This is a genomic window from Enterobacter sp. 200527-13 (assembly GCF_027924865.1).
Taxonomy (GTDB): Bacteria; Pseudomonadota; Gammaproteobacteria; order Enterobacterales; family Enterobacteriaceae; genus Enterobacter; species Enterobacter ludwigii.
This window is the reverse complement of sequence record NZ_BSCM01000002.1, coordinates 431,489-444,235: the sequence shown is the minus strand read 5'-3', so window position 1 is coordinate 444,235 and position 12,747 is coordinate 431,489. Positions and strand designations below refer to the sequence as shown.

Here is a 12,747-nt window from a genome sequence, read left to right as displayed (position 1 = left end):
AGGAGAGGAATAATGAAAACGCTGCTGATCATTGACTCCGGTCTCGGACAGGCTCGCGCCTATATGGCGAAGACCTTGCTGGGAGCGGCGGCGAACAAAGCACATCTCGAGATGACGGATAACCCGGGCGACGCCGAAATGGTGATTGTTCTGGGGGATAAAATTCCCGCTGACAGTGCGCTGAATGGCAAAAAAGTGTGGCTGGGCGACATCAATCGCGCGGTGGCGCACCCGGAACTGTTCCTGAGCGAAGCGAAAGGTCATGCGTCTGTTTACAGCGCACCGGTCGCGGCGCCGGTTGCCGCGTCCGGACCAAAACGTATTGTGGCGATCACGGCCTGCCCGACGGGCGTGGCTCATACCTTTATGGCGGCTGAAGCCATTGAAACCGAAGCGAAAAAACGCGGCTGGTGGGTAAAAGTTGAAACACGTGGATCCGTTGGTGCGGGCAACGCAATCACCCCTGAAGAGGTGGCTGAAGCCGATCTGGTGATGGTTGCGGCTGACATCGAAGTGGACCTGGCGAAATTTGCCGGTAAGCCGATGTACCGCACGTCAACGGGCCTGGCGCTGAAAAAGACCGCTCAGGAGTTTGATAAAGCGCTGGTGGAAGCGAAGCCGTATCAGGCAACGGGGTCCACGCAAACTGCGACGGAAGGTAAGAAAGAGTCCGCTGGCGCCTATCGCCATCTGCTGACCGGCGTGTCTTATATGCTGCCGATGGTGGTGGCGGGCGGTCTGTGTATTGCCCTCTCGTTCGCGTTTGGTATTACCGCGTTTAAAGAAGAAGGCACGCTGGCTGCTGCCCTGATGCAGATTGGTGGTGGTTCCGCGTTTGCCCTGATGGTGCCGGTGCTGGCAGGTTTTATCGCCTTCTCCATCGCTGACCGTCCGGGCCTGACGCCGGGTCTTATCGGCGGTATGCTGGCGGTGAGCACCGGTTCTGGTTTTATCGGCGGTATCATTGCCGGTTTCCTGGCGGGTTACGTTGCGAAGCTTATCAGCTCGAAGCTGAAACTGCCGCAGAGTATGGAAGCGCTGAAACCGATCCTGATTATCCCGTTGATTTCCAGCCTGGTGGTGGGTCTGGCGATGATTTACCTCATCGGTAAACCTGTAGCGGGTATCCTGGCGGGTCTGACCCACTGGCTGCAAACCATGGGTACCGCGAATGCGGTACTGCTGGGAGCTATTCTCGGTGGCATGATGTGTACCGACATGGGTGGCCCGGTGAACAAAGCAGCATACGCATTCGGTGTTGGCCTGCTGAGTACCCAGACCTACGCGCCAATGGCAGCGATTATGGCGGCCGGTATGGTGCCACCATTGGCTCTTGGCCTGGCAACCATCATTGCACGTCGTAAGTTCGACAAAGCGCAGCAGGAAGGGGGGAAAGCCGCCCTGGTACTTGGCCTGTGCTTTATCACCGAAGGGGCAATTCCGTTCGCGGCGCGTGACCCAATGCGCGTGCTGCCATGCTGTATCGTGGGGGGCGCGGTAACCGGTGCTATCTCCATGGCGGTTGGCGCGAAACTGATGGCACCACACGGCGGTCTGTTCGTGCTGCTGATCCCAGGTGCAATCACGCCAGTGCTGGGTTATCTGCTGGCGATTGTGGCCGGTACGCTGGTGGCAGGTCTCTCTTACGCGGTGCTGAAACGTCCGGATGCGGAAGGGGTCGCGAAAGCGGCGTAAGCGGTAAAACAATAAAAAAGCCGGGTGCTTATGCGACCCGGCTTTTTTTATGCCGCCTGTTCAGCGGTTTGCTGTGCCTTCAGCCAGGCAATCTCTTCTGCCCAGATGTCCGGATTAATGGTTTCCAGCACCATCGGGATACCGTCGAAACGGGCATCCTGCATAATAAAGCGGAACGCATCGTGGCCAATATTGCCTTCACCGAGGCTGTGATGGCGGTCCACGCGGCTGCCAAACGCGCTTTTCGCATCGTTCAAGTGCATTCCGCGCAGATACTTGAAGCCCACAATGCGTTCAAACTCATCGAAAGTCTTTTTCGTCTCATCAAGCGTTCGCAGATCGTAACCCGCGGCAAAGGCATGGCAGGTATCAATACATACGCCTACGCGGGATTTATCCTCCACGCCGTCAATAATGGCCGCCAGGTGTTCGAACTTAAAGCCGAGGTTACTGCCCTGCCCGGCGGTGTTCTCGATGACCGCCGTCACGCCCTGGGTTTTATCCAGCGTGATGTTGATGGATTCGGCAATGCGCGCCAGACAGGCATCTTCGTCAATCTGCATCAGATGACTTCCCGGATGGAAGTTCAACAGCGTCAGCCCAAGCTGCTCGCAGCGCTGCACTTCATCAAGAAAAGCCTCGCGGGATTTCTCCAGCGCCTCCTGCACGGGATGGCCGAGGTTAATGAGATAGCTGTCGTGGGGAAGGATTTGGCCCGGCCCGTAGTGGTATTTCTCACAGGCGGCTTTGAAATCATCAATCACTTCAGAGGTGAGCGGGGCGGCGCGCCACTGGCGCTGGTTCTTGGTGAACAGGGCGAAAGCGGTCGCCTCAATTTCGGCGGCGCGAATGGCGGCATTCGCAAGGCCACCTGCAGCGCTGACGTGCGCTCCAACATATTTCATAAAGGGACTCCTGTTAACCCGAAATACGTATGATAGCGGGTTAACAGGAGAAGGATGAAGTGGTTTATGCCATCAGGCTATGTACCGCGAGGTTAATCGCACCGCCGCCAACGATCAGCCAGATGAAGAGTACCAGCGCCATCAGCAGCGGTTTTGCACCTGCTTTTTTCAGCGCGCTCACGTGTGTCGTGACCCCGAGCGCCGCCATCGCCATCGCCAGCAGGACGGTATCCAGCGTGACCTGCATATCCACCACGGCTTTCGGCAGCAGGTGGAAGGAGTTAAATACCGCCACCACGATGAAAAGAATCGCAAACCACGGAATGGTGATTTTACTCTTCTGGCTACTGCCTGCCGGCGCGAGTTGTTTTACGCGAGCGGCCAGGATAATCAGGAACGGAGCCAGCATCATCACGCGCAGCATTTTGGCAATGACCGCGGCATTTTCCGCATCCGGATTAATGGCGTGACCCGCCGCCACCACCTGAGCCACTTCATGCATGGTTGAACCAATATAAATGCCGTAGGTCTCCGGGCTAAACCAGTGCGCAACCAGCGGGTACATGGCCGGGTAGAGGAAAATCGCCAGCGTACCGAAAATAACCACGGTCGCGACGGCAACCGTCACTTTGCTGGATTCTGCCTTAACGACAGGTTCGGTTGCCAGTACCGCGGCGGCCCCGCAGATGCTGCTGCCGGCACCAATCAGCCAGCTGGTTTGTTTATCCAGCCCAAACACTTTCTGGCCAATAAAGCAGGCCAGTAAAAAGGTGCTGGTCAGGGTCAGGACGTCAATAGCGATCCCGCTGACGCCGACATCCGCAATCTGTGAAAAGGTCAGGCGGAAGCCGTAAAGGATAATCCCGAGGCGCAGCAGATGCTGTTTGGCGAAAATAACCCCGCCATCACAGGACTTCCAGATATGGGGGTAAACGGTATTTCCCACCACCATGCCGAGCAATATTGCCAGCGTTAAGGCACTAAAACCTGCCCCGGCGACGGCCGGAATGCTGCCGCCCCATAACGCTACGCCAGTTACCACCGCGCTGAGCGCAAGACCCGGCACGAAGTGCCACAATGTACGTTGATGCTGTAAGGTGTGTTCTGACATAACCTTCTCCTTTATCTGGCTAAAAGGTTACGGCGTTGTGGCTTAAAAATAAAATTGATTATATACTTATAATCAATCTGTATAAGTGGTAAGTGACCATGCACATTACGTTGCGTCAGCTGGAAGTTTTTGCCGAAGTGCTGAAAAGTGGGTCGACGACGCAGGCCTCGCAAATGCTGGCGTTGTCCCAGTCCGCGGTCAGCGCGGCCCTGACCGATCTGGAAGGGCAACTGGGGGTTCAGCTTTTCGACAGAGTGGGGAAACGGCTGGTCGTCAATGAACATGGCCGCCTGCTGTACCCGCGCGCGCTGGCATTGCTGGAGCAGGCGACTGAAATCGAACAATTGTTCCGCGAAGAGAACGGAGCCATCCGCGTTTACGCCAGCAGTACGATCGGCAATTATATTCTGCCGGAAGTGATTGCCCGCTATCGCCGGGATTTCCCGACCCTGCCGCTGGAGATGAGCGTTGGCAATAGCCAGGATGTCATCAATGCGGTGATCGATTTCCGCGTGGACATCGGTTTGATTGAAGGGCCGTGTCACAACGTCGATATCATTGCTGAACCCTGGCTGGAAGATGAGCTGGTGGTGTTCGCCTCGCCAGCCTCTTCTTTATTACAGGGTGAAGTGACGCTGGAACGGCTGGCTCAGGCGCAGTGGATCCTCCGGGAACAGGGCTCCGGTACCCGTGAAATTGTCGATTACCTGCTGCTCTCTCACCTGCCGCATTTCCGGCTGAGTATGGAGCTGGGCAACTCGGAAGCCATCAAACACGCGGTCCGTCATGGGCTGGGCATCAGCTGTCTCTCCCGGCGGGTGATTGCTGAACAGCTTGAGGCCGGCACGCTGGTCGAAATACCGCTCCCGTTGCCTAAACTGGTGCGCACGCTGTGGTGCATTCATCATCGTCAGAAACACCTTTCCAGCTCGCTGCAGCGTTTTCTGCGCTATTGCGACATGTAAACCCGCAATGCGGATCCTCTCTCCGTTGGGAGAGGGGAGATGCAGATGCGTGCTTTACTTATAATCCTGGTCGAGTCATGAAGCTCTCTTATAACTGAGCATTTCTGCCGGAAGGAACGCGTATCGTCTGCTACAATCGCGCCTCATTTGTTGAAGGGACAGCATTTTCACATGGTTTCAGAAATTAAAACCACAGAAGCGCCCGCGCTACGTCGCGAACTTAAGGCGCGTCACCTGACGATGATCGCTATCGGCGGTTCAATCGGTACAGGTCTTTTTGTTGCCTCTGGCGCAACAATTTCGGCAGCCGGCCCGGGTGGGGCACTTTTCTCTTATATCCTGATTGGCCTGATGGTGTACTTCCTGATGACCAGTCTGGGCGAACTGGCGGCGTACATGCCGGTATCCGGTTCGTTTTCGACCTACGGTCAAAAATACGTTGAAGAAGGCTTCGGCTTCGCGCTGGGCTGGAACTACTGGTACAACTGGGCCGTTACTATCGCCGTTGACCTGGTCGCCGCACAGCTGGTGATGAACTGGTGGTTCCCGGACACGCCAGGCTGGATCTGGAGTGCGCTGTTCCTGGCGGTGATCTTCCTGCTCAACTACATCTCCGTGCGTGGTTTTGGCGAAGCGGAATACTGGTTCTCTTTGATCAAAGTGGCAACCGTCATCATCTTTATCGTCGTCGGTGTGGCGATGATCGTTGGTATTTTCAAAGGCGCTCAACCTGCAGGATGGAGTAACTGGAGCATTGGCGATGCGCCATTTGCGGGTGGATTCTCGGCCATGATTGGCGTGGCGATGATTGTCGGCTTCTCCTTCCAGGGAACCGAGCTGATCGGTATTGCTGCCGGTGAATCCGAGAACCCGGAGAAGAACATTCCACGCGCGGTGCGTCAGGTATTCTGGCGTATCCTGCTGTTCTATGTGTTTGCGATTTTGATTATCAGCCTGATCATTCCTTACACCGATCCAAGCCTGCTGCGCAATGATGTGAAAGACATCAGCGTTAGCCCGTTCACGCTGGTCTTCCAGCATGCCGGTCTGCTCTCCGCCGCGGCGGTGATGAATGCCGTTATCCTGACCGCCGTGCTCTCAGCGGGTAACTCCGGCATGTATGCGTCTACCCGTATGCTCTACACCCTGGCATGCGACGGCAAAGCGCCACGCATCTTTTCTAAGCTGTCCCGTGGCGGCGTACCGCGTAATGCCCTGTATGCCACAACGGTGATTGCCGGTCTGTGCTTCCTGACCTCCATGTTTGGCAACCAGACGGTGTACCTGTGGCTGCTCAATACGTCCGGTATGACGGGCTTTATCGCCTGGCTCGGGATTGCTATCAGCCACTATCGCTTCCGTCGCGGTTACGTTATGCAAGGTCATGACATTAATGACCTGCCGTATCGCTCAGGGTTCTTCCCGCTGGGGCCTATTTTCGCCTTCATTCTGTGCCTGATTATTACGCTGGGACAGAACTATGAAGCGTTCCTTGCGGACCGTATCGACTGGGGTGGTGTAACGGCGACCTACATCGGTATTCCGCTGTTCCTGATAATCTGGTTTGGTTACAAACTGACGAAGGGGACGCGCTTTGTTCGCTACAGTGAAATGGAATTTCCGGGACGCGTAAAACAATAACCGCACTTCCTCTCTTTAGCCCGCTCGGTTGAGCGGGCTTTTTTATTGGCGATCAGAAGCTGTAGGTCATGCCGACAGTGTAACGGCGGCCATCAAGTACGGTATCGTAAGTCTCGTAATCAATCTGTTTATCCAGCACGTTATACACGCCTGCGGTTACCAGCAGGTTCTTGTTAGCGTTATAGCGCAGACCCACATCAACCTGCGTGTAAGACGGTGTGCCCTGTGACATTGAGGTTCGGCTGAGATACTCAGAAGATTTGCCGCGGAAGTTCAGGCGGCTCCAGAAGCCCACATCCTGCGTAGCCTGCCAGTCCAGCGTGGTGTTGAACATATGCTTAGGCATTTTATTCAGCGGCTTACCGGAGAACTGACCGCTCTTCTGCTCGGATTCGGTATAGGTGTAGTTAGCCGTCCAGTTAACATCACGGGTGATTTTCCAGCCGAAGGTGGATTCCACACCGCGCATGTTGGCTTTATCGACGTTGACCCGGTCGCTGACAAAATCGTAGGCATGACCGCCAATCGTACAGGCAGGGTCGGCACTGCTGTTACAGCGACGTACTTCAGTGATTTTGTTTTTGAAGTCGGTATTGAACAGCGTAACGCCGGCGTTAAGACTGTCATTGTTATCCCAGAGCAGGGCGATCTCTTCGCTCAGGCTCTTCTCCGGCTTGAGGTCCGGGTTACCCACGATCATGCCATCCAGCCGACCGCCGCCCGTTGCTTGACCCCAGTTGGCGGAGGACTGACGCAGATCCGGTGCACGGTAGCCGGCAGAAACGCCCCCTTTTAACGTCCACTGTTCTGCAAGGTGCCACACCCCATAACCGCGAGGCGTCCAGTTGGTGCCATAGTTCTGGTCTTTATCCATACGCAAACCACCGGTCGCCGTGAAGCTATCGGTCATCGCCCACTCATCTTCAGCAAACAGCGCCCAGCTCCAGCGCGTCAGTTTGTTGAGCCCGTCCGCCGCCTCAAGCTGGTTACCGTTGTCACGCAGCTTCTCATAGCGATACTGACCGCCGAGGGTCAGGGTATGGTCGCCGAGGAAGATCTGGTTCTGGTTGTTGAAAGTGGTGTTATACGAACGCATTTTGCGAACCGGGTTATTGGTCTCTTCCTGCTGGATGTAGCTGGTGGTGTTGAAGTCGCTGTAGTAACCGCTGTGGGTAAGGGAATAGGTCGTATGTTCGTAGCGGGTTTCGCTTTTGCTGTTTGGCGTGCAGGTTGTCCCGCGGCAGGTTTCAGTCGCTTTCGACTTGCCCGGCGTGCTGTTTCGGTCCTGAAGTTCGCGGGCAAAATCGAGGTCAAAATCGTTCTGCTCGTCCGGGGTAAAGTTCAGCGTGACCCCGCCGTTACGCATTTTCTGCTCATTGAAACCGTTCAGGATTTGATCTTCCGCGCGACGTGAGAGCAGGCCTGTCACTTTTGCACCGAGCAGTCCGTCAATTAACGGGCCGGAAGCGTAAGCGTTGGTCTGGAAGATATCCCCGGAATCATGGTTCTCCTGGAACGTGGCATCGCCGTGTAACGATCCGGTCCAGGCTTTGGTATTCGAGACTTTTTTGGTAATGATGTTGATTACGCCGCCCATTGCATCTGAGCCATAGAGCGATGACATGGGTCCGCGGATCACTTCGATGCGTTCGATAGACTCCAGCGGCGGTAGCCAGCCTTGCTCAATGCCCGAGTTATCGCTGTTCGGGCGCGTGCTGCGCGTACTGACGCGCTTGCCATTGACCAGGAACAAGGTGTACTGGGACGCCATGCCGCGAATGCTGATATCGCTGCTGCTTCCGCCGCCCGTGACGACGACGCCCGGGACATCTTTTAGCGCATCGGTCACATCGCGGTAAGCTTTGTCTTCAATCTGCTGCTTTGAAATGACGGAGATAGAAGCCGGGGCATTCTGGATTTTTTGCTCAAAACCCGTGGCGGTCACCACCACGGTATCCGGGTCGGCTGCGTGAGCAAGAGGGGAGAGCATGGCGGCGCTGATGGCAACAGCCAGTAACGTAACGCGTGGTATTGTCATTTGAACATTCCATATCAAAAAGAAAAACACTCCATCGGGTAACCCTGAGAACTGTATGTATTTGTCTTGTAAGAACTCTTTGTGATGGAGAAGAGCCTGGAATTGTACAAAAGAATGTGAAATTGTAAACACAAATGATAATCGAAATCATTTGTGTTTTGGTATTGGTTAGTGAAACTGGCTTTTATTCAAAGGGATAGGGTTTTGAGGCCCGGCAGACGGAGCGCCACCGGGCAAGAAGGGAGGAACTTACTTAAACAGATGCGCCGCATGGAAGCGGAGATGATCCTCAATAAATGACGCCATAAAGTAATAGCTGTGGTCATACCCTGGCTGGATACGCAGCGTCAGCGGCCAGTCCTTCTGGCGTGCCGCTTCGGCCAGAACCGCAGGTTGTAGCTGACCGGCGAGGAACTGATCCGCATCGCCCTGATCGATCAGCGTCGGGATGGCGTCCCCCGTGTTGCTGGCCAGCATCAGCGCACAGCTGTCCCACGCCTGCCATTTATCCGTGTCACTGCCCAGATAATGGGTGAAGGCTTTCTGACCCCATGGCACCTGGGTGGGGTTCACAATCGGAGCAAATGCCGACACGCTGGTGTATTTTCCCGGATTTTTCAGCGCCATTATCAACGCGCCGTGTCCACCCATGGAGTGTCCGCTAATGGCGCAGCGGTCGCTTACCTCAAATTCGGCCTGAACCAGCGCAGGCAGTTCGTCACGAATGTAATCATACATGCGGTAATGACGTGCCCAGGGCTGCTCTGTCGCGTTAAGGTAGAATCCGGCGCCTTTGCCCAGATCGTACCCGGCATCATCGGCGACATCATCGCCACGCGGGCTGGTATCAGGCATGACCAGCGCAATCCCCAGTTCAGCCGCAATACGCTGCGCGCCCGCTTTGGTGGTGAAGTTTTCGTCGGTACAGGTTAAACCGGACAGCCAGAACAGCACGGGTGGCTTTACGCCCGTTTCAGTTGGCGGCAAAAAAATGCTGAACGTCATGGCACAGTTCAGTACGCTGGAGTCGTGCCGCCAGCGCTGCTGTCGACCTTCAAAACAACGATGCTCTTCGAGCAGTTCCATGCAGGGCTCCTTAATACGAATTGCTATTCACTCGGCCCATAATACAGAGTTTTCATTTACCTGTGAGTAACTTTCACTTTCGCAGGACGGTAAGATGCGGCATCATAAATTAACTTTTCTTTAACAATTGGAGCGGTCATGGCGCTGCGTATCGCGCTCAGTGGGTTTGTGGTTCTGGTGGTAGCGATGGGGATAGGGCGCTTTGCTTTTACCCCTCAGGTGCCGCTAATGATTGCCGCCGGGCAACTCACGCTCACCAGCGCGGGCCTGGTGGCGGCGATGAACTATCTGGGCTATCTGGTGGGAGCATGGGATGCAATGCGTGCGCACCGCTTCGTTGAAACACGCCTCTGGTTGGGTATTTTTGGTGCAGTTGCGCTGACGCTGCTTTCCGCTGCGGCTGATAACGCCGTGGTACATGGCCTGCTGCGCTTTGTGATTGGCTGCATGAGCGGCTGGTCGATGGTGCTGATTGCCGCCTGGACCAACGAGCGGCTGGGACAACTGGGGAAACCGGGTCTCAGCGCCGCGGTATTTGCCGGGCCAGGTGCAGGTATTGCGCTCAGCGGGCTGCTTGCCGTCTATATCCAGGCTAAGGCGCTTTCCGCCGGTGCAGCATGGCAAATCTACGGCGTGCTGGCACTGGTGCTTATCGCACTGGTGGCCCGGTATCTGCCGCGGGCGGGTCAACTTCACCGGCCGGGCAGCGCACCGGAACCGCTCGTCCTGACGAAGAATTTAAAGCGCCTGGTCTGGAGCTACAGCCTGGCCGGGTTTGGCTATATCCTTCCGGCGACCTTTTTATCGCAAATGGCGGCCGTGCGTTTTCCCGGCAGTCTGTTTGCCCAGTTTGTCTGGCCGATATTCGGTATTGCCGCCGTGGCGGGCATTGCGCTCAGCATCGTTTTACGCCACACCTCAACCTCAAACCGCAGGCTAGCTATCGTATTGTGGTTGCAGGGGGCAGGCGTACTGGCAGCCTGGCTGCTGCCGGGGATCGGCGGGTTACTGACCGGCGGCTTGCTCGTTGGGGGCGGGTTCTTGTGTGCCGTTCAGCTCTCTTTACTTTATGGGCGCGAGCTGGCACCAGATCACACGCGTTATATGGCGGGACTGCTTACTACCGGTTATGCCATCGGTCAGTTGATTGGCCCGGTAACGTCGGCGTTGTCGACGTGGCTCACGCACCGACTGGAGCCTGCGCTGGGGCTGGCGGGCGTCGCGCTGTTCATCGGCGGCGCACTGGTCTGGGATCGTCAGGCCGAAAGGCAACAGCAATTGCAATAATTATCGTCGTGAATACTGGATTATGTGCGCCGCCTCACGCACAATGAGCGCACACTTTTGCCACAACGAGGGCAAAAGACGCCACACCTGCAGGAGAAAAGAATGCCATCACTCAGTAAAGAAGCAGCCCTGGTTCACGAAGCTCTGGTTGCGCGTGGTCTTGAAACGCCACTGCGTCCACCCGTTCAGGAACTGGACAATGAAACCCGTAAGCATCTGATTGCTGGGCATATGACCGAGATCATGCAACTGCTGAATCTCGATCTGAGCGACGACAGTCTGATGGAGACGCCGCACCGTATCGCAAAAATGTACGTTGACGAAATTTTCTCCGGCCTGGATTACGCCAATTTCCCGAAAATCACCGTCATTGAAAACAAGATGAAGGTGGATGAGATGGTAACGGTACGTGATATTACGTTAACCAGTACCTGCGAACACCACTTCGTGACCATCGACGGTAAAGCGACCGTGGCTTATATTCCTAAAGATACGGTGATTGGTCTGTCGAAGATCAACCGCATCGTGCAGTTCTTTGCTCAGCGTCCACAGGTGCAGGAGCGTCTGACGCAGCAGATCCTGACCGCGCTGCAAACGCTGCTGGGCACCAATAACGTGGCAGTATCTATCGACGCCGTTCACTACTGTGTGAAAGCGCGCGGCGTGCGTGATGCCACCAGTGCGACTACCACGACGTCGCTGGGCGGTCTGTTTAAATCCAGCCAGAACACCCGCCAGGAGTTTCTGCGCGCCGTGCGTCACCACAACTAATCTGACAGGGCAGGCTACATGGAGCGAAACGTCACGCTCGATTTTGTTCGAGGCGTCGCCATTCTCGGTATCCTGCTGCTTAACATCAGCGCCTTCGGCTTGCCGAAGGCGGCGTATCTCAATCCTGCGTGGTATGGCGACATCACCCGCAGCGATGCCTGGACGTGGGCCATCCTCGATCTCTTTGCCCAGGTCAAATTCCTCACCCTGTTTGCCCTGCTGTTTGGCGCGGGCCTGCAGTTACTGCTCAGGCGCGGCACGCGCTGGATCCAGTCGCGTCTGACGCTGCTGGTGATCCTCGGCTTTATTCACGGGCTGTTCTTCTGGGATGGCGACATTCTTCTCGCCTATGGCTTAGTCGGGCTGATTTGCTGGCGGCTCATTCGCGATGCGCATAGCGTAAAAAGCCTGTTTAACACGGGCGTGATGCTTTACGTCATGGGCCTTGGCGTGCTGTTACTGCTGGGGATAATCTCCGGTGATGCGGCAAACCGTTCATGGATCCCCGATGCCGCCAACCTTCAGTACGAGCAGTACTGGAAGCTGAAAGGAGGCACGGAAGCGATAAGCAACCGTGCGGATATGCTTGGCGATAACCTGCTGGCGCTGGGCGCACAATATGGCTGGCAGCTGGCAGGGATGATGCTGATGGGGGCATCACTGATGCGCACCGGCTGGCTGAAAGGGGAGTTTTCTCTTCGCCACTATCGCCTGACGGGAGCCGGGTTAATTCTTCTCGGCGTGCTGATTAATCTGCCGGCCGTGATCATGCAGTGGCATCTGCACTGGAACTACCGCTGGTGTGCGTTTCTGCTTCAGGTCCCGCGCGAGTTGAGCGCGCCCTTCCAGACGATTGGCTATGCGGCACTCATTTACGGCTTCTGGCCACAAATGTGTCGCGCATGGATTGTCAGTGCCATTGCCTGCGTAGGACGTATGGCACTCAGCAATTACATTCTGCAGACGCTGATATGCACCACGCTTTTCTATCGGTTTGGCCTGTTTATGAAATTCGACCGGCTTTCGCTGCTGGCGTTTGTTATCCCGGTCTGGATGGCTAACCTGGCGTTTTCTGTTCTCTGGCTGCGTTATTTCCGCCAGGGGCCGCTGGAGTGGGTGTGGCGTCAGTTAACCGCACATGCTTCAGGGGTATCATTGAGAAATACATCCAGATAACGATCTGGATCACAATCATTAACAAAACGGATGTAAACGTTTTCATCTGTGTGAGCTTCTTCACGTAGTCCC

Annotated in this window: 10 protein-coding genes; 6 read left to right on the top strand and 4 right to left on the bottom strand. The window is 55.8% G+C overall.

Annotated elements, in window-relative coordinates; genetic code table 11:
* Positions 1-12 precede the first annotated feature (12 nt).
* Positions 13-1,695, top strand: coding sequence for a PTS fructose transporter subunit IIBC (fruA, locus tag QMG44_RS11320; protein WP_086532283.1), 1,683 nt, complete (start codon positions 13-15; stop codon positions 1,693-1,695).
* A gap of 47 nt (positions 1,696-1,742) precedes the next feature.
* Here the strand turns inward: fruA and nfo are convergent, their stop codons facing one another.
* Positions 1,743-2,600 carry a deoxyribonuclease IV gene (gene nfo / locus QMG44_RS11315; protein WP_014170917.1) on the bottom strand — a complete coding sequence of 286 codons (858 nt, stop codon included), beginning with the start codon at positions 2,598-2,600 and terminating at the stop codon, positions 1,743-1,745.
* 64 nt (positions 2,601-2,664) lie between these two features.
* Positions 2,665-3,711, bottom strand: a complete 1,047-nt coding sequence (locus tag QMG44_RS11310) for a YeiH family protein (protein ID WP_086532284.1) — start codon at positions 3,709-3,711, stop codon at positions 2,665-2,667.
* A gap of 98 nt (positions 3,712-3,809) precedes the next feature.
* Between QMG44_RS11310 and yieE the strand changes: the two genes are divergently transcribed.
* Together yieE and QMG44_RS11300 are read left to right on the top strand one after the other, a co-directional pair.
* A complete protein-coding gene (gene yieE, locus QMG44_RS11305) occupies positions 3,810-4,676 on the top strand; it encodes a DNA-binding transcriptional regulator YeiE (RefSeq protein ID WP_014170915.1) in 867 nt (288 codons plus the stop codon).
* A 171-nt stretch (positions 4,677-4,847) separates the two neighbouring features.
* Complete coding sequence (locus tag QMG44_RS11300) at positions 4,848-6,317, top strand: amino acid permease (protein WP_020883191.1); 1,470 nt, start codon at positions 4,848-4,850, stop codon at positions 6,315-6,317.
* A gap of 52 nt (positions 6,318-6,369) precedes the next feature.
* Here QMG44_RS11300 and QMG44_RS11295 read toward each other — a convergent pair whose 3' ends face one another.
* Positions 6,370-8,355, bottom strand: a complete 1,986-nt coding sequence (locus QMG44_RS11295; RefSeq protein WP_086532285.1) for a ligand-gated channel protein — start codon at positions 8,353-8,355, stop codon at positions 6,370-6,372.
* Between the two features lie 249 nt (positions 8,356-8,604).
* Positions 8,605-9,441, bottom strand: a complete 837-nt coding sequence (fghA, locus tag QMG44_RS11290; protein WP_014170912.1) for an S-formylglutathione hydrolase — start codon at positions 9,439-9,441, stop codon at positions 8,605-8,607.
* Between the two features lie 138 nt (positions 9,442-9,579).
* On the opposite strand from fghA, the gene QMG44_RS11285 reads away from it, so the two are divergent.
* The 3 genes from QMG44_RS11285 to yeiB all read left to right on the top strand — a co-directional run bounded on the left by QMG44_RS11285 (position 9,580) and on the right by yeiB (position 12,675).
* On the top strand, positions 9,580-10,728 hold the full coding sequence (locus QMG44_RS11285; RefSeq protein WP_032678574.1) for a YbfB/YjiJ family MFS transporter: 1,149 nt from the start codon (positions 9,580-9,582) through the stop codon (positions 10,726-10,728).
* Positions 10,729-10,830: 102 nt separating this feature from the next.
* On the top strand, positions 10,831-11,499 hold the full coding sequence (folE, locus tag QMG44_RS11280) for a GTP cyclohydrolase I FolE (protein ID WP_020883194.1): 669 nt from the start codon (positions 10,831-10,833) through the stop codon (positions 11,497-11,499).
* An 18-nt stretch (positions 11,500-11,517) separates the two neighbouring features.
* Positions 11,518-12,675 (top strand): DUF418 domain-containing protein YeiB, encoded by a 1,158-nt coding sequence (yeiB, locus tag QMG44_RS11275; RefSeq protein WP_086532286.1) that lies wholly within the window; start codon positions 11,518-11,520, stop codon positions 12,673-12,675.
* Positions 12,676-12,747: the final 72 nt, after the last annotated feature.